The following is an 18,582-nucleotide window of genomic DNA, read 5'->3' on the forward strand; positions in this document are numbered from 1 at the left end:
CAAGGCGATGGCGTTGCGCCCGTCGGACCCGTTCACGCTGGACACGCTGGGCGTGATCTACACACAGGCGCATATGCACGAACGTGCAGCCGCGGCATTCCGTGGCGCCGTGTCGTTGATGCCGCAACATGCTCCCTATCGCTTCAATCTGGCCACGGCGCTGGTTGCCATTGGCGATCTACCGGCGGCGGAAGAAGCGCTGGAAAGTTGCATCGCCATCGACCCGACCTTCTGGGGAGCTCACCTTACGCTGGCGCAGCTGCGGCGCCAGACACGCGAGAGCAATCACATCCCGCGCCTTGAGCATCTGGCTGACTCCCACGTACAGGACGTCAACGCGCAGACCTTCGTCAACATGGCATTGGCGAAAGAGCACGAAGACCTGGGCGAGTACGGCGCGGCCTTCGAGCGTCTGGTCAAGGGCAAGTCGGCGGGCAAGGAGGCGCGCGGATATGCCATCCACACCGATGAAGCCTTGTTTGATGCGATAACGCGGCAGTTTCCCGAGCCGATGGCCACGACCTCGGGCGATCCGACCCGCGAACCCATCTTCATCATCGGCATGCCGCGTTCGGGCACGACGCTGGTCGAGCGCATCATTTCCAGCCATCCGGATGTCTATTCGGCCGGCGAGCTGCAGAACTTCGGCGCCGTGCTGAAGCGCCTCAGCGGCAGTACGACGTTCCCGATGATCGACCGGGATACCATCGCGCGCGCCGGAAATATCGACTGGGCGAAGCTAGGCGCCGATTACCTTGCCAGCACACGGCCGGCAACCTCACAGCGCCCCCGCTTCATCGACAAGCTGCCGCACAACTTTCTGTATGCGGGTCACATCGCCCACGCCTTGCCCAACGCGCGGATCGTCTGCCTGCGCCGCGACCCCATCGACACCTGCCTGAGCAACTTCCGCCAGCTGTTTTCGCAGCTGTCGCCGCTCTACGGCTATTCGTTCGACCTGTTGGACACGGGGCGCTATTTCGCCTTGTTCGATCGCCTGATGGCGCACTGGCGAGGCGTGCTTCCTGGCCGCATTCTTGAAGTGGAATATGAAGCGCTGGTGGACTCGCAAGAGGAACACACCCGTCGCGTACTCGAATTCTGCGGTCTTTCGTGGGACGAGCGCTGCCTGCAGTTCGAGAAGAACGATGCACCGGTGAATACGGCAAGCGCCGTACAGGTTCGTGCACCCATGTATCGAACAGCCATCCGGCGCTGGAAGAAGTACGAGGCGCAGCTGTTGCCGCTGTTCGATGTGCTTGAGAAGGCAGGCGTCGCGTTCGAACGCTAGGCGCGCCAAGCCTCAAAATGAAAACGGCCCCGCTTTCGCGGGGCCGTTCCAATACCAGGCAACCGTTGCCGATTACTTGGCAGTCCCGCCAAAGCTGTACTTCGCTTCCAGGTAGATCGCGCGGCCGTACACGCTGTAGTTGAGCGTGTTATACGGCTGGTTGGTCGTGCCGGGATAGCTGTCGTCCTTGGGCGGCATCTTGTTGAACACGTTGTTCACCAGCAGCGAGAGCCCGAGGCTCCTGATGGGGTTGTACGTCACGCTGACGTTGTACAGGATCCACGGCGGCAGCTTGCCGGTGCCCGGTGCTTCATAGCTGTTCAGCACGCTGGCCAGGTAGTTCGGCGTGCTGCCATAGCGGTTGAAGTACGCCGTCGCGCTCCACTGGTCGAGCGACCAGGTGAGCGAGCCGTTGACCTTGGACTTGAAGTCCGTGCTGTAGAACGGCTCGCGCAGCACGTCGATCTTCGGATCGATCACAAAGTCCTGGGTCGTGTGCTTGAGGATGTCCGAGTAGGACAGCTGAGCGGCCAGGTTGCCGAACGCGCCGATCGGCTGCAGGTAGCTGAAGTTCGCTGTGACGGCGTTGACCTGCTCGTTGGCCAGGTTGAGCTTGGGCGTGGAAATATTGGTGATCTGGCCCAGCAGATTGCCCTTGCCCGGTCCGCGAGTGATCAGGTTGAAAGCCTGCGCGCAGGTGCCCGACTTGGGATCCAGCGTGCCGGTGTCGCACAGGTATTCGGTCTGGGACAGCTTGTCCGGATCGACCTGGGTGACTTCGTTGTTGATGTCCCAATGCAGATAGTCGGCACTGACGGACATGCGCTCGATCGGTGCCCACACGAAGCCGTAGCTCCACACCTTGGCGGTGATCGGCTGCAGCGCCGGGTTGCCATAGGTCAGGCCCTGATACTGCGTGGCGTCGTACGGGATGGGGCACTTGGTCGGCGCCACGGCCGGCGCAAAGCCAAGGCGTGCGCAGTTGAGGTAGTCGGTGACCGAGTCGTAGTAACCGCTGGGTCGCTGGAATTCATCGGCCAGCGTAGGCACCTTGAACGCCGAACCGTAACGACCGCGCAGCAACAGTGTTTCGAACGGACGGTACTCGATACCCGCGTTGAACGTGGTGTGATCCACGGTCTGGCTGTCGACTTTGTAGGCGTCGTAACGCGTGGACAGATCCATGGTGACCTGTTCCAGCAACGGCAGGCGCAACTCGGCCGTGGTCGCAAAGCGCGAACGATGGCCCGCACCGGGCGTGGCGCTGGTGCCGTAGACGTAGCTCTGCTGATTGCCGTTGATGTCGGTGATGGTCTCCAGCAGGCGCGGATCCGGCGTGGAATCCCAACCCTGATTGCCGCCTTCCATGACCAAGGCGAGGCCGGCCTCACCGCCGCCAATCTGGAACAAGGACTGGTTGGTCACCTGGCCGCGGAGCAGGTTATCCCAGGTCTTGGCATGGGACGTGGTGTAGCCGGTGAAGCTACGGAAGTCCGACGTGGATATCTGGTTGTACAGCGCCGCGTAGTTGGGCGTGAACACCGGATAGCCCGAATACGTGCCCTGCTGGCGACCCATGACGTGATCGGAGAAGTACTTTTCGATCGGTCCGGTGAAGCGCGCGAAGTCGCGGTTGGTCAGCTGATCGTCGGAGTGGGTGAAGCCCAGATCGTAGTCCCAGTTGGACTGGCCGAACGTACCCTTGCCACCCAAGGTCAACATGTACGAGCTGTCGTACTGCTTGCTCATGATGTTGGAGAAGCCACCCACTTCTTCCGGCGTGAAGATTTTCTGCGCCAGAACCAGGTCACCGTTGCCGCCATTGCGCGTCGGATCCCAGAAGTAGCCCGCCGTGCTGCCGGCGGTGGCAACGCTGGTACCCCAGAACGTGGTGTTGCTGCCCGAGGTGAACTTCTGCTCTTCGTAGTTGTAGAGCAGGTCGCCGTAGAGCTGCAGGTTGTCGCTGACGTCGAAGGTGGAGTGCGAATAAAGGTTCGCGGTCTTGTCGTCATTGCCAAGCGTCGCGTAGCCGGCACTGTACTGCGAGCCGCAGTAGTCACCCTTGCCCGCGCGGTTCTGCTTCGCTTCGGTGCCGCCGTAGCCGCTGGCCACCGTGGAGCAGTTGTTCGGATCAAGGAAAAGATACTTGCCAGTCAAGCCGCTCGCGAACAGATAGTCGCGCGATGCGGTCGGCGGCGTCGTACCGTCGGTGAAGTACTGCTTGGTCAGGTCGCGCTGATAGCCCCAGATCGGCTTCTTCTGCTCGTACTGCACACCGATCATGGTGTTGAACTTGCCGAAGGTGAAGCTGTCGGCAAAGCTGATGCGCTGACTCGAACCGCCGCCCTCGCTGTAGCCGCCCGCGCGCACGTCGATGGTCGGTGCGTCCACGTGCTTCTTGAGCACGATGTTGACGACGCCAGCGATGGCATCGGAGCCGTACAGCGACGACTGGCCACCCGGAAGAACGTCGATGTGATCGACCATCTCCATCGGGATGTTGCTCAGGTTGTTGAAGATGTCGCTGCCGTTGTACAGGCCGGGGAAGTCGCCCATCGGCCGGCCGTCGATCAGGTATTTGGTGAAGCCCACCGGCAGACCGAACATGCTCAGGGTCTGCGCACCAGTGGTGAACGAGTTGTTGTTCTGCGGGCCCTGCACACTACCCGTCGCGAACGAAGCCTGTTGCAGCGCCTCGGCCACCGTAGTGAAACCGCGTGCCTTGAGATCTTCCGCAGTGATGCTGATCACCGGTTGCGCCGTTTCCACCTGCGACTGCGGAATCAGTGAGCCGGTGACCGTGACGGCCTCCAGCTTCTTGGCCTTCTTGGCGTCGGCGCTATCCTGCGGCTGGCTTTGCGTGCCCGAGGAATCCTGCGGCATCGGTGACGGCGCATCGGCCGCATAAACCGACGAATAACCGAACGCCATGGCTGCCAGCACGGCAACCGCGAGCTTGGACTTCAACATGTTGTCTCCCCTACTAAAAAGCAAAGATTTGTGATCGTTTGCTGCCGCGTTCTGAGTTGTGCCGGCTCTCCCCCGACACATCCCTACGTTGAAAAAGCGTTAGCGCTTACGGCTTGTTTAGCTGACGGCTTGCTGAACAAACCGTAAAATTACGTTTAGCACGGGACAAATTTTTTACACAACCGTTTGTTCTTGCGAATTCGTAAGTGTGTGAATTTGCGTATTTTTTTTGAAGGAATGTGACAACAGCCTGTAGGGTTTTTCCTACAAAACGCCCCGTAAAGGCCGAGAGCGCTTTCACCAAAGCCTGCTGGAACGCAGGCGTATGGACCAAAAAAAAAAAAGCCCCGCCAGTCTGGCGGGGCTTTCGCGTGCAAGCGGAGGACTCGGCTTGCTGGGGTCAGATCACGTCGCGGGACATCAACCGTTGCTGGTATGGCCCCCGAAACGCCACTGCAGCTGCAGCATCACTTCGCGACCGTAAACGTTGTAGTTCTCGTTGTTGTAGTACGGATAGGTGCCGGCATAGGAGCCGTCCTTGGGCGGCATCTTGTTGAACACGTTGTTGGTCAACAACGACACGTCCACGTCCTTGGTAGGCGAGTAGGTGACGCTCCAGTTCCAGGTGATCCACGGCGCCACCTTGGCATCGCCGGGGTAGTTCGGACCGTTGATCAGGCCGGTGTAGTTCGGCGACGGTCCATCGCGGTGGTAGTACACCGTGCTCGACCAGGTGTCGTGGAACGACCAGCCCAGTGCGCCGCTGACGATGCTCTTGAATTCCGAGCTGTACAGGGGATTGGTGAGCTGGTTGATGGTCGGGCCGCCCGGGTAGATCTGGTAGGCATGCTTGAGCATGTCGTTCCAGTCGAGCTGCAGGTTGAACTGGCCGACGGGGCTGGGGTTGAACAGGTATTTGATCTGCGAGGTCACCGACTCGGTCTGCTCGCTCGACACATTGATGTAGTACTGGGTGATGCTGGTGACCTGGCCGGTGAACTGGTCACGCACCACTTGCGAGGTCGCCGCCAGGCAGTCCGGCGAATTGGCCGGCAGCTGGCCTTCCAGGCACTGCGCGTTTTCCTTCATCAGCAGATCGGCCGGCTGTGGGGCCACCTCGTTGCTGATGTTGATGTGCAGGTAGTCGGCGGTGATGCTGAGGTTGTTGATCGGCGCCCACACGAAGCCTGCGGACCAACTCTTGGCCGTGGTCGGCTTGAGCTTGGGATTGGACAACGTCGTGCCCGACACTTCGGTGGTGTAGTTCTGGCTGCAGTTCTGGCCGTTGCCCTGCGTCTGGCACAGATAGTAGTCGGTGACGTTCTGGTAGTTGCCGCTCGGTCCCAGGAACAGCGCCGACATGTCGGGCGCAAGGAACGAGGTGGAGTAGTTGCCACGCAACAGCAGCGTTTCCCAGGGACGGAATTCCAGGCCTGCCTTGTAGGTGAACTTGCCCGTGTCGCTATCGGAGGTGCTGTAGTGGTCATAGCGACCGGACAGATCGACCGTGAGCATCTTCCAGATCGGCGCATTGAACTCGAACGCCGACGCCGCGTGGCTGCGCGTGCCGCCACCGGAAGTTCCGGTAAGCCCCCACACTTCGTTGTTCAAGATCAGCGGATTGATCGGCTCGTACCAGGCCTGGCTGCCGCCTTCCACCAGCACGGCCAACGCCGCATCGCCGCCCGGCAGCGAGAACAGGCTGCTGTTGCTCACGGTGGCGCGCGTGTTGTTGACCCAGGTGTTGGATTCGCTGCTGATGTTCTGCATGAAGCTGGCCAGCTGGGCCGGGGTCAGCGGGGTATAGAACTGCGCATAGTTCGGGTTGTAGACGTTCAGGCCGGTGTTGGGGTCGTTGCCCATCTGCGGACCAAGAATGTTGCCGAAGTAGTTGTCCACCGCAGTCGTCATGCGCTCCGGCGTGCTTGAGGTGGTGCGGTCGCCGGAACGCACGAAGTAAATGTCCCACAACCAGTTCGAATCGCCGAAGCTGCCGTTCGCGCCGATGTCGGCCTGGTACATCAGGTCATCCTGGCGGCCAAGCTGGTTGTAGTAGTTGTTGCCCACTTCTTCCGGGCCGAACACACGCTCGGGATAGAGGATGTGGCCGTTGGTGTCTTCGATCAGCCCGCCCGGATAGTCGATCGGACCCCACCAGTTGTAGTCCGAGCCAGGCGTCCACTTCTGCTGCTGCCAATCGACCAGCGCGTCGCCGTACAGACGCACGTAATCGTTGACGTTGTACTTGAGCTTCAGCATGCCGTCGTAGCTGCGGCTCTGATTGAGCAGCGTGGTGTAGCCGTAGACGTCGTTCGAACCGCAGAAGGTGCCGGTGCGGCTGGTGTCGGTCGAATGCGCGTTGACCGTGGTGCCCTTGAACAGGCCGCTCATCGCGGCGCAGTTATCCTGTGGGCTGATATAGCCCTGCACGGCGCCGGTGTACGTATCGAGCGTGCCGTAGTCGAGCACGCGCGCCACCGTGACCGGCGTGGGATTGGTCGCGGTGAACGAGCGCTGGTACGCCCAGATCGGCGACTGGTTGTCGAATTCGACCGCACCGAGCACGTCGAGCTTGCCGAACTGGTGGCCGAAGGTCAGCGACAAACGCTGGCTGGAGCCGCCGCCGCCGTCATAGCCGCCCGCGCGCACCAGCACTTCGGCGCCATCCATGTGCTGCTTGGTCACGATGTTGACGACGCCGGCAATGGCCTGCGAACCGTAGATGGACGAGGCGCCGCCGGGCAGCACGTCGATGTGGTCGATCATCGCCAACGGGATGTTGGAGATATTGGTGAAGTTGCTCTGCCCGTTGTACAGCTGGCCGAACTGGGTGATCGGCCGGCCATCGATCAGGGTCAGCGTGTACTCGGGATTCAAGCCGTACAGGCTGATGGTCTGCGCACCCTGGGTGAAACCGCCGCTGGCCTGCGGGCCCTGCACGGAACCGGTGGACAACACCGAGCTCTGCAGCACTTCAGCCACGCTGTTGAAGCCGCGGGCTTTGATTTCCTGGCTGGTGATCGTGTAGATCGGCGCGGCGGTCTGGATCTGCGCATTGTTGATCAGCGTGCCGCTGACGGTGACCGCATCGAGGCGTTTGGCCTTCTTTTGCGCATCGGTATCGGTGGACTGGTCCTGCGCCGCGTCGGCGTTCGAACCCGTCGCAGCGGCACTGCCCGGCTGGGCGTTGCTGCTTGCATCGGTAGTTGCGGCGAAGGCTGGCGCGCAGCCGAACGCCAAGGCCGCCAGCACGGCGGCCGTGAGCTTGGACTTCAACATGGATCTCCCCTACATCGAATCTATGAATGGATGTCCCACACGCGCGTCTTCGCACGCCCGATGATTTCGGCGCCCCCGTCTCCCGCGGGGTTGTCATCATTTGGACGCCCAAATGAAATCACCTGTTTGGCTTTCTAACACGAAGAAGGCGCGTCGCAACAGCCCCAAGAAACTCGCAAGTAATTGAAGCGCAATAACTATTTTCTTGCACTTGAGAGTTGCGATGCGCTCGCAGGAAAGCGCTGGAATTCGCAGGTCACTACTGATGGTGCGCAACACACTGCGCCCCTTCGCAAGTGCGAACGGACGCTGCGTGGTTTTTTGCGTTGGCGCGCGAGTACGCGCGCGGCGACTCAGATCAGCCGTTCGGCTTCAAGCTCGCTCTTGAGATAGGCGTAGTAGATCGGCGCGGCAATCAGGCCGGCCAGTCCAAAGGCGGCTTCCATCAGCAACATGGCCACCAGCAACTCCCACGCACGCGCGCGGATCTGGCTGCCCACGATACGTGCATTGAGGAAATACTCGAGCTTGTGGATCAGGATGAGAAAGCCGAGCGCCGCAATACCGACGCCCAGCGAAATCGACAAGCCCGCAATGGTGATCGCCGTGTTGGAAATCAGATTGCCGATCACCGGCAGCAAGCCAACGATGAAGGTCACCACCACCAAGGTCTTGGCCAGCGGCACGTGGATGTCCATCAACGGCAACACGCCGAGCAGGAAAATCGCGGTAAATGTCGTGTTGAGCAGCGAAATCTTGATCTGCGCGAAAACGATGTTGTGGAATGCTTCCGCCAGTCGCTGCGCACGCAGGCCCAGCGCAGAAGCCAGCGGGCCGACTTGATGCGCCGGACGCGCGCGGCTGAGCGCCACGATGGCGCCGAGCACCATGCCGATCAGGATGTGCACGAAGACGCGCGCCGCCTCCTTGCCGATGGTCTGCAGGCTCACCGAGTGCTTGCGCGTGAGTTCCAGCGCCATCACGCGCAAGTCGTCGACGCTGTCGGGCAACCAGCCGACCACGGTCCCTGGCAACTGCTCGCGTGCCTTCTCCACCAGCGGCATCAATTGCTGTTGCCACAACAGCTCGGGGTTGCCGATTTCATTGCGCAGAAAACTCACCGCGCCAAGGATCAGCAACACCAGCAAACCCACCACGATGGTGGCGAGCAAGGCCACCACCAGCACCCGCGCGCGGTCGCCGGGCACCCGCTTGCCCAGCAGCGGCGCGGTCGATTGCACCAGCTCGTAGACCAGCAGGCCGGCGAACAACGCAGGCAGAAGTCGCAATCCCAACACCAGCACCAGCGCGAGGCCGGCCAGCACATAGCTGGTGATGCGGATGGCCGACGACGGCGGACGGACGTTCTGGGCAGGTTCCATGCAACTTCATGCGGCGGCGGGGATGGGAGGCAGTCTGTCAGTAGCCGATGAGGGCCGCCAGCCCTGTCGTTGTACCCACGAAGCAGGCGGCCAGGGCGCGCGCAGAGGCGGCGTCGACACGCCCCTGTCGTAAACTTGTCCGATTCTGCGCGCTCTGTTTACTCGGGAATCCTCTATGTCCGTTCGTTTGTCGGCGGCGCTTGCCGCCCTGGTCCTGCTTGCCGGTTGTTCCACGTCCACCCCGACCAAGACGCCTGCACCGGTCGCCCCGGTTGCCGCCGCGCCGACGCCCAGGACGCCGGCCGATGACAACCTCAATGCGGTCGCCTGGAGCCAGACGGCGATCGAGCATGATCTGATCTATCTGCAGACCTACCGCGACGCGCAGGCCCGCCTGCCGGCCGCCCTGGCCGACAAGCAGTGGGATGCGCTGCCCAAGGACGACCGCGTGGCGCCGGTCAAGGACCTCAAGCCGGCCGTGGTGCTCGACATCGACGAAACCGTGCTCGACAACTCGCCCTACCAGGCACGCCTGATCAAGAGCGGCGGCGAGTACAACGAGGCCGACTGGGCGGCCTGGTGCAACGAGCAGCGCGCCCGCGCCCTGCCGGGCGTGGTGGAGTTCACCCAGTTCGCCGCCAAGCACGGCATCGCGGTGATCTACATCTCCAACCGCGCCAAGGACCTGGACCAGGCGACCCTGGCCAATCTGCGCAAGGCCGGCCTGCCGGTGGCCGGTCCGGAGTCCTTCCTGGGCCTGGGCACCTTTGTCGAAGACTGCGAACAGATCGGCACCGAGAAGGGCTGCCGCCGTCAGCTGATCAGCCACAAATATCGCGTATTGATGCAGTTTGGCGACCAGATCGGCGATTTTGTGACCGTTCTGGCCAATAACGCCGAAGGCCGTCAGAAGGCCATGAAGCCCTATATGGACTGGATCGGCACCCGCTGGTTCGTGCTGCCCAACCCGACCTATGGCGCATGGGAGCCCGCTCTGTTTAATAATGACTACACGGCCCCGCGCGACGAACGTCGCCGCCAGAAGATCCAGTCGCTGCGTTTTGACTGATTTCTGTCAAGTAAAAACAACGACTTACGAGCTTAAACCTAAAGTATTGCTTTAAGTTTGACGGGGAAGTAACATCCTCCCCGCTGACACCTGCTGACCTTGATAACTCCGCAGGCAAGGCCATTTCCCTTCCGGCTCTGCCGGATTACCCCGTGAGGCTCAACGCCCGCGGGGTTTTCTTTTGGTGCTACTTAAAGAGCGCTTGAACGGGCTCCCAACTTGGTGTCACGCCTCTTGTTCACGCAGAGTCGACACCCTTACGCTCAGCCGACCGCCTCGCGTCGCCTGGCGCCACCAAACGAGATTCCATGCGTCGCTCATCCGTCTACTACGCCGTTGGTGCGTTCATTGCCCTGCTGGTGCTGGCCACGGCGGCCGCGCTGTTCATGACCTCGCACCACAAGACCGTCGGACCGGTGCCGGTGGTGGTCGGCGGCGATACGCCCGAGGCGTCGGTGCAGCAGTCGATTGCGCTGATCAAGACCGGCGACTTCGCCGGCTTCTGGAAGCACGCCCTGCCCCCGGCCGACTACGACACGCTGCGCGCCGACTGGACGCGCCCACGTCCCGACGAGCACCCGCTGACGCCAGAAGACCGCGCGGACTTCATCAAGACCATGAAGCAGCTCACCGCGCCCGATGCCGAAACCAAGCTCTACGCAGTGGCCAAGCCCAAGCTGGCCCAGCTGCAGGCGCAGTACCAGGACCAGGTGCCGGTGATGATCGGCATCTTCCAGGCGATTGCCGCCACTGGCGTGTCGCAGAGCAAGGACCTCACCAACCCGCAGAAGCAGCAGGCCACCGAGGTTATCAACGTGCTCGCGCCGTGGGCCCAGACCGTGCCGTGGTTTGACCAGGCGCGCGCCAAGCAGGTGGTCGGCATCGCCGTCGCCACCGCCCGCAAGCTCGACCTGAAGACGCCCGAGCAGCTGAAGGCGATGGACTTCGACACGGCGATGCAGAAGTACAGCGCCGGCTTCCTGGGCATCAAGCAGGCGCTGGCGGTGTATGGCTTGTCGGTCGACGACACGCTCGATTCGGCCAAGGTCAGCACGGTGGAGAACCGCAACGGCCATGCCCATGTGCGCATCGACTACACCTTGCTGGGCAAGCCGTTGACCACCGAATCCGATCTGATCGAACAGGACGGGCGCTGGTATAGCGAGGATGTGCTCAAGAACGTGCGCGAGGCGCATGAGCGCCTGCTTGCTCCGCCCGCTCCCGCTGGCAGTGTTCCGGCGCCGGCGATGCCGGCCAGCGTCAGCACGCCTATCCAGGCCATGACGACGAAGCCGCCGGCCAAGCACTGAGCCCCGCCAAAACACCTTGTTTACTTCGGCTCCGGTAAAAGGCCGGAGCGGCGCCATGAGTGCCGTTTGCGTTGGGTCAGCAGGCGCATGACCGACCCCGCCAGACCGCCAACACTCCGGGTCACCGGGTCGCACCAGTTACAATTGGGGAATGCAGAATATGTCGACCACGGACTCTCCCGCCCGTAGCCGCGCGCCCTGGTGGTTCAACCTGGCCGGGCAGTTGCTCGAACCCTGGATGCGCATCCGCCGCGATCCCGCCGAACCGGCCGCCTTGCTCAAGGCGGGCATACCGGTTTGCTATGTGATCGAGCGCGATGGCTTTTCCGATGCCCTGATCCTGGAGCGCGCCTGCCGCGAGGCCGGCTTGCCGTCGCCGATGGCGCCGCTCTCGGGTACGCGCCGCAAGCGCTCGGTGTTTGCCCTGGCCCGCCGCGACGGCTGGCTGTTCGGCCGCAGCCGCAAGCGCTCGCCCAGCGAACCGTTGGGCCAGCTGGTGCGCTCGCTGGAAGGCGACCCCGAGCGCGACGTGCAGATCGTGCCCGTGTCCATCTATGTCGGTCGCGCGCCCACCCGCGAGTCAGGCTGGTTCAGCGTGCTGTTTTCGGAAAACTGGGTCGTCGTCGGCCGTTTCCGCCGCATGCTGGCGCTGCTGCTCAATGGCCGCGACACGGTAGTGCATTTCTCCACCCCGGTATCGCTGCGCACGGTAGTCAACGAAGCGGGCGAGATCCGCCCGGAACGCCTCACCCGCAAGATCGCCCGCGTGCTGCGCACGCACTTCCGCCGCATCCGCGCGGCGGTGATCGGTCCCGATCTGTCGCATCGCCGCACCGTGGTCGATTCGGTGTTGAACGCCGAGCCGGTGCGCGCCGCCATCGCCGCCACGGCCGCGAAGGAAAACATCAGCCAGGCCAAGGCATGGCGTCGTGCACACGACCTGGTGATGGAGATTGCCGCCGACTATTCGCACCCGGTGGTGCGCTCGGCCTCGTTCCTGCTTTCGAATTTCTGGAACAAGCTGTACGACGGCATCGCCATGCATCACTTCGAAAAGGCCCGTGCTGCCGCGCCCGGTCACGAAGTGGTTTATGTGCCCTGCCATCGCAGCCATGCGGACTATCTGCTGATGTCGTATCAGCTGCATATGTCCGGCGTGGTGGTGCCGCATATCGCGGCGGGCGTGAATCTCAATCTGCCGGTGATCGGACCGATCCTGCGGCGCGGCGGCGCGTTCTTCCTGCGCCGCAGCTTCAAGGGCAATGCGCTGTATTCGGTGGTGTTCAATGAATACGTGGCGCAGCTGATCGATCGCGGCGTACCGATGGAGTACTTCATCGAAGGCGGCCGCTCGCGCACGGGCCGCCTGCTGGCGCCGCGCGCGGGCATGCTGGCGATGACGGTGCGTGCCTTCCTGCGCGCGCCGCGCCGCCCGGTGTTGTTCCAGCCTGTATACATCGGCTACGAGAAGCTGATGGAGGGCAAGAGCTATATCGGCGAACTCTCCGGCAAGCCCAAGGAGAAGGAATCGCTGATCGGCCTGCTGCGCGGACTCAAGGTGCTGCGCCAGCGCTATGGGCACGTCGCGCTGAATTTCGGCGAGCCGATCGAACTCAACCCCATGCTCGACGCCGCCAGTCCCGACTGGCGTACCGACGATCCCGATGCCAAGCCCGAGTGGCTGGGCCGCGTGGTGGACGATCTGGCCGACAAGATCCAGATCAACATCAACCGCGCCGCGGACATGAACCCCATCAACCTGCTGGCGCTGGCGCTGCTCGCCACGCCCAAGCACGCGATGGCGGAGAACGATCTGCTCGCGCAACTCGAGCTGATGAAGGGACTGCTGGAAGAGCTGCCTTATTCAGACCGCATGACGCTCACCGCGATGGACCCGGCTGGCATCATCGCCTACGGCGAACAGATGGGCTGGATCCGCCGCGTGCGCCATCCGCTGGGCGACGTGCTGGTGACCGAAGACGAGCAGGCGGTGTTGCTGAGCTATTTCCGCAACAACGTGCTGCACCTCACGGCCACGGCGGCGTGGGTGGCTTCGTGCTTCCTCAACAATCGCCGCATGTCGCGCGCCTCGGTGCTGCGCCTGGGCCGCATCATTTATCCGTTCATCCAGGGCGAGCTGTTCCTGCCGTGGGATGCCGACGGGTTCTGCGCACAGCTGCAGGCCACCATCGATTTCTTCGTGCGCCGCGGGCTGCTCGAAGCGACCGGCGACGGCCGCGTGCTCGAGCGCGGCCCGGGCCAGGACGATGCGGCGTTCCAGCTCAAGATCATTGCGCGCAGCCTGATCCAGGCGTTCGAGCGCTACTACATCACCATCGCCGCGCTGGTGAAGAACGGGCCGCATACGCTCTCTTCGGCCGAGCTTGAGAACGCCTGCACGCTCACCGCCCAGCGCCTGAGCATGCTCAACGAATTGTCGGCGCCGGAGTTCTTCGACAAGGCGCTGTTCCGCGGCTTCATCCAGAAGCTGCGCGAGAACCGCATCGTGTGGACTGACGACGCCGGCAAGCTCGACTACGACACCGCGCTTGAGGGCATGGTGCGCGATGCCCGCGTGATCCTTTCCCGCGAGGTACGCCACTCCATCCTCAAGATCACCCCCGGCGGCGACGGCGAGAAGGATGCATCGCCCGAAAAGCCGCTGCCCGCCGATGCCACCAGCGAGGCACTGCACGAACGCCATGTGGCGGCGGAGCAGCATGAACATGCGCCGGTCGAGGCGACGGTGGTGGAAACGGCGACGGTGGAAGAGAGCGCGAACGGTGATACGCCGTCGAAGGACTGAGGCGGCATCGCTGCCACCTCCTATCGTCATCCCGGCGCACCCCAAGTGAGGGGGCGAGTGTCGGGATGACGGCTTCCTTTGCGGCCACGTCGCAAGATCCAGCAGGACGAACCGACCCACGCATCGCGACCCCATATAGGTAGTTCGTCATGGGTCGGCCGCCCCGGTCTCACCCTAAGATGAGCGCTTCACCCGGGGAGCTCATCATGACCACACGCGTTGCCTTCGCCATCGCTGCAGCCCTTGCGCTGCCCACCGCCATTGCGGCCGAACCCGCGCAGTCTCCGCCGGACGTCACCGTGCTGCAGTGTGCGCACCTGGTCGACACCGCCGCGGGCAAGCTGCTGGGCGAAACCACGCTGGTGATCGAAGGCAAGCAGGTCAAGGAGATCAAGTCCGGCTTCGTCGACTACAGCTCCTACGCCAACGCCGCCAAGACCTCGGGCGCGAGCTTTCGCTTTGAGAAGTTCATCAACGGCACCTGCCTGCCCGGCCTGATCGACGCACACACGCATCTCACCAGCGAAACCAGCCCCTCCGGTTACACCGATCAGTTCCGCTGGAATATTTCCGACTACGCGATCCGCTCGACCGTTTACGCGCGCCGCACGCTGATGGCCGGCTTTACCGCGGTGCGCAATCTCGGCGACGCGGGCAACGAATCCATTTCGCTGCGCAATGCCATCAATGCCGGCATCGTGCCGGGTCCGCGCATCTTCACCGCCGGCCGGCCGATCGGCAGCACCGGCGGCCATGCCGACCCCACCGACGGCTATCGCATGGACCTGGCCGGCAATCCCGGCCCCAAGGACGGCATCATCAACAGCGCCGACGACGCCTATAAGGCCGTGCGCCAGCACTACAAGGATGGCGTGGACGTCATCAAGATCATGCCCTCCGGCGGCGTGCTCGACGAAAGCAGCAGCGCCGACAACGCGCAGATGACCATCGAAGAAATCAAGGCTGTGGTCACCGCCGCTCACGACTACGGCTTCACCGTGGCCGCGCACGCGCACGGCGCCGAAGCGATCCGCCGCGCGGTGTTGGCCGGCGTCGATTCGATCGAGCACGGTACCTTCATGAACGATGAGGACATGAAGCTGATGAAGGAACACGGCACCTGGTACGTGCCCACCATCATCGCCGGCAAGTACGTGCAGGAAATGGCCGCCAAACCCGGCTACTACCCGCCGCAAGTCGCCGCCAAGGCGCTGCAGGTGGGCCCGATCATCCAGACCACCGCCGGCAAGGCCTACAAGGCCGGCGTGAAGATCGCCTTCGGCACGGATGCCGCCGTCTATCCGCACGGCCAGAACGCCAAGGAGTTCCAATACATGGTGCAAGCCGGCATGCCGCCGATGTTCGTGCTGCAAGCCGCCACCACCCATGCCGCCGAACTGCTGCACAAACAGAACGAACTGGGCCAGATCGCCGTGGGCCGCATGGCCGACATCATCGCCGTGCCCGGCAACCCGATCGAAGACATCACCGTGATGCAGAAGGTGAACTTCGTGATGAAGGGTGGCGTGGTTTACAAAGAGGATGGGAAGGAAGCGGTGAATTGAGTTTGCCTGGTCCCTTCTCCGTCTAGCGTCGTTGCTTATCTGTGGGAGCGCACCCTGTGCGCGACTGCCACGCCTGGGTGTGCTGCTCCGTAGGCTTGTCGCGCACAGGGTGCGCTCCCACAAAGAGCCAATCGGCAACTTTGATCCGACGCCCAGGCTGGCACCCTCCTTGTAGGAGCGCACTTGTGCGCGACCGCCACGTTGGGCGTGCCGCTCCGTCGGCTGGTCGCGCACGAGTGCGCTCCTACAACAAGCGGACGCCGGCGACGGCGGGATGACGAAAGGCGCTCCAGTTAACTGGCCGCCCCGTTCTCCCCCAACCACTCGCCCGCAAACCCCCTCAACTCCGGATAAAACACCTCAAACGTCGCCTGCAGCGGGCGATCCAGGCCCATCAACACCGGCAACGCCTCCCCGACCGGATTGCTCCGGCTCAAGCGATGCGAAATCCCATCAAACGCCGCGCCCATTTCCTCGAGCCGCGCATAGCCTGCCGGCAGCGCGTGCGCCTCCATGTAATTGCGAAAGCGCAGCAGGCCGGGCGGCAGCAGCGGCTCATAGCGGTGCAGCAGCTCGCGCAGGTGGGCCGAATAGGGCTCCAGCGAGTGATGGCTCCAGCGCGGGAAATCGCGCGCAAGCAGGTGGTCGAACCACATGTCCAGCAGGATCCCGCCGTAACGGCGGAACGGCGCCGGCAGCAGCGCCCGCGCCTCTGCCACCGCAGGATGGCTATCGGTAAACACATCGATGGCCCGATGCAGGCGAATGCCCGTGATCACGCCCTGTGGCAAGGCTGGATCGGGCTGTCCATGGACGAAATCCCCCAGGAAACCGCCCAGTTGCAGCAGCTCGTCGTCACCGGCCAGCAACGTGTGCGCAAGATGATTCATCGCGGCCGGCCCGAACGCCGAGGCCAGCTGGCGGTTATCATCTTGCTTATGAACCCCGTGATCATCCCCACCCAACCCGACCGTTTTCCGGAGCAGGCCTCCAGCTTCGCGCTGGAAGGGCCCGCCGGCAAGCTAGAAGCTGTGAGCGACGTGGCCGTGCCCGAAGAGGCACGCCGCGGCACCGCCATCATCTGCCATCCGCACCCGCTCCAGGGCGGCACCATGCACAACAAGGTGGTGACCATGGTAGAGCGCTCGCTGCGCGAGTCCGGGCTGGACACCGTGCGCTTCAATTTCCGCGGCACGGGCGAATCCGAAGGCACGTATGACCATGGCAACGGCGAGGGCGACGACCTGGCCGCGGTGGCGGCCTGGGTGCGCCGGACCCGCCCGGACGACGCCCTGTGGCTGGCCGGCTTCTCGTTCGGCAGCTATGTCTCCATCCGCAACGCGGTGCGCCTGCGCGCCGACGCGCTGATCAGCATCGCGCCGCCGGCCGGTCGCTGGCCGTTCGAGGACATCCAGCTGCCCACCTGTCCCTGGCTGGTGGTGCAAGGCGAGGAAGACGAAGTGGTCGACCCGCAGACCGTGTTCAACTGGATCGACGGCATGAAGCACAAGCCTGAACTGGTGCGCATGCCCGAAACCAGCCACTTCTTCCACCGCCGCCTGATGGATCTGCGCGGCGCCATCAAGCACGCCGTGCAGCCCTGGCTGCCGCCGCTGCGTCAGGACTGATGCTGCTCGACCTCCCCCCGATGCGATGCCCGGCGTCCCCACCTGGCATCGGTAGAGTCCGCCGTACCCATGAGTAATTCCGACCTGCTCGCGCCCAGTGCGCGTTATCACGAAGGCGTCAGCGCGCACCGCTGGGAGGCCGATCCGGCCCAGCAGGCCTTGCTGCCCGAGTTCGACCGCATGCATGCCGCCCTGCTCGCCGCCGCGGCGAACGGCAATGGCAACGGCTTGTTTGGACGTCTGAAATCGCTGCTGGGCAACGACACCCGCGAAGGCGTGCAGGGCTTGTACCTGTGGGGCAGCGTGGGACGCGGCAAGACCTTCCTGATGGATATGTTCGTGTCGAGCCTGTCGCCCGGCATGGCGTTGCGCCGTCACTACCATCGCTTCATGGGCGAGGTGCATGAGCAGTTGCGCGAGCTGGGCGAACGGCAGGATCCGTTGATCGAGGTCGCCGCCAACATCGCCTCGCGTTGCCGCGTGCTGTGCCTGGACGAATTCCTGGTCAACGACATCGGCGACGCCATGATCCTGGGCACGCTGCTGCAGTCGCTGTTCGAGCGCGGCGTGACCCTGGTCACCACCTCCAACACTGCGCCGGAGAACCTGTACAAGGAGGGCCTGCAGCGCGCGCGCTTTCTGCCGGCCATCGCGCTGATCGAAAAGCATTGCCGCGTGGTGCAGATGATTTCCTCGCACGACTGGCGATTGCGTGCACTCACCCAGGCCCCGGTATACCAGACGCCGCCGAGCGCCGAAGCGGAGCGCGCGCTGTCGCGCATCTTCACCACCCAGGCCGAAGGCGCCGTACAGGATGGTGGCGAGCTGATCATCAACGATCGCGCGATCCCGGTGCGCAAGCGTGCCCGCAATATCGTGTGGTTCGACTTTGCCGCGCTGTGCGAAGGCCCGCGCGCCGTGGCCGACTACATCGAGCTGGCCAAGACCAGCCCGGCGGTGATCATCTCCAACGTGCCGCAGTTCACCATCTATACCGACGATGCCGCGCGACGCTTCGTGCAATTGGTCGACGAGTTCTACGACCGCCACGTGAAACTCATCCTGTCCGCAGCGGCAGCGATCACCGATCTGTACGACGGCGAGGGCTTGCGCGCGGAATTCGGCCGTACGGAATCGCGCTTGATTGAAATGCAAAGCGAGGAATATCTGGCGAGCGAACACCTGCCCTGATCGCCGTCCCCTCTTTGTAGGAGCGCACTTGTGCGCGAACGCCGACCGCAGGGCGGCCTATTAGGCCGCGTTCGCGCACAAGTGCGCTCCT

General features: G+C 63.3%; 11 protein-coding genes and 1 pseudogene. 7 read left to right on the forward strand and 5 right to left on the reverse strand.

Annotation, left to right across the window (positions count from 1 at the left end):
- Positions 1-73: 73 nt before the first annotated feature.
- Positions 74-1,162 (forward strand): annotated as a pseudogene (locus AC1DE1_RS05870) (tetratricopeptide repeat-containing sulfotransferase family protein); the annotation flags it as partial.
- Positions 1,163-1,363: 201 nt separating this feature from the next.
- Here the strand turns inward: AC1DE1_RS05870 and AC1DE1_RS05875 are convergent.
- From AC1DE1_RS05875 to AC1DE1_RS05890, 4 genes are all read right to left on the reverse strand, one after another.
- Complete coding sequence (locus tag AC1DE1_RS05875) at positions 1,364-4,261, reverse strand: TonB-dependent receptor domain-containing protein (RefSeq protein ID WP_477178947.1); 2,898 nt, start codon at positions 4,259-4,261, stop codon at positions 1,364-1,366.
- Between the two features lie 420 nt (positions 4,262-4,681).
- Positions 4,682-7,540, reverse strand: a complete 2,859-nt coding sequence (locus AC1DE1_RS05880; RefSeq protein ID WP_477178948.1) for a TonB-dependent receptor plug domain-containing protein — start codon at positions 7,538-7,540, stop codon at positions 4,682-4,684.
- A 96-nt stretch (positions 7,541-7,636) separates the two neighbouring features.
- Entirely contained in the window at positions 7,637-7,819 is a 183-nt protein-coding gene (locus tag AC1DE1_RS05885; protein WP_477178949.1) for a hypothetical protein, read from the reverse strand.
- 74 nt (positions 7,820-7,893) lie between these two features.
- Positions 7,894-8,922 carry an AI-2E family transporter gene (locus tag AC1DE1_RS05890; protein WP_441602017.1) on the reverse strand — a complete coding sequence of 343 codons (1,029 nt, stop codon included), beginning with the start codon at positions 8,920-8,922 and terminating at the stop codon, positions 7,894-7,896.
- A 175-nt stretch (positions 8,923-9,097) separates the two neighbouring features.
- Here AC1DE1_RS05890 and AC1DE1_RS05895 point away from each other — a divergent pair, with 175 nt between their 5' ends.
- The 4 genes from AC1DE1_RS05895 to AC1DE1_RS05910 all read left to right on the forward strand — a co-directional run bounded on the left by AC1DE1_RS05895 (position 9,098) and on the right by AC1DE1_RS05910 (position 15,672).
- A complete protein-coding gene (locus tag AC1DE1_RS05895; protein WP_477178950.1) occupies positions 9,098-9,991 on the forward strand; it encodes a 5'-nucleotidase, lipoprotein e(P4) family in 894 nt (297 codons plus the stop codon).
- Positions 9,992-10,299: 308 nt separating this feature from the next.
- Complete coding sequence (locus AC1DE1_RS05900) at positions 10,300-11,301, forward strand: hypothetical protein (protein WP_477178951.1); 1,002 nt, start codon at positions 10,300-10,302, stop codon at positions 11,299-11,301.
- A gap of 151 nt (positions 11,302-11,452) precedes the next feature.
- Positions 11,453-14,107 carry a glycerol-3-phosphate 1-O-acyltransferase PlsB gene (gene plsB, locus AC1DE1_RS05905; RefSeq protein WP_441602014.1) on the forward strand — a complete coding sequence of 885 codons (2,655 nt, stop codon included), beginning with the start codon at positions 11,453-11,455 and terminating at the stop codon, positions 14,105-14,107.
- A gap of 206 nt (positions 14,108-14,313) precedes the next feature.
- The gene (locus tag AC1DE1_RS05910) at positions 14,314-15,672 is read left to right on the forward strand and encodes a metal-dependent hydrolase family protein (protein ID WP_441602013.1); all 1,359 of its coding nucleotides are present in this window, start codon (positions 14,314-14,316) and stop codon (positions 15,670-15,672) included.
- A 293-nt stretch (positions 15,673-15,965) separates the two neighbouring features.
- Here the strand turns inward: AC1DE1_RS05910 and AC1DE1_RS05915 are convergent, their stop codons facing one another.
- Positions 15,966-16,562 (reverse strand): acyl carrier protein phosphodiesterase, encoded by a 597-nt coding sequence (locus AC1DE1_RS05915; protein ID WP_477178952.1) that lies wholly within the window; start codon positions 16,560-16,562, stop codon positions 15,966-15,968.
- 48 nt (positions 16,563-16,610) lie between these two features.
- Here AC1DE1_RS05915 and AC1DE1_RS05920 point away from each other — a divergent pair, with 48 nt between their 5' ends.
- Together AC1DE1_RS05920 and zapE are read left to right on the forward strand one after the other, a co-directional pair.
- Positions 16,611-17,300: an alpha/beta hydrolase gene (locus AC1DE1_RS05920; RefSeq protein ID WP_441602139.1), complete on the forward strand. Its 690-nt coding sequence runs from the start codon at positions 16,611-16,613 to the stop codon at positions 17,298-17,300.
- Positions 17,301-17,369: 69 nt separating this feature from the next.
- Positions 17,370-18,491 carry a cell division protein ZapE gene (zapE, locus tag AC1DE1_RS05925; RefSeq protein ID WP_477178953.1) on the forward strand — a complete coding sequence of 374 codons (1,122 nt, stop codon included), beginning with the start codon at positions 17,370-17,372 and terminating at the stop codon, positions 18,489-18,491.
- Positions 18,492-18,582: the final 91 nt, after the last annotated feature.

It is taken from the genome of Dyella sp. 05T440 (assembly GCF_056395965.1).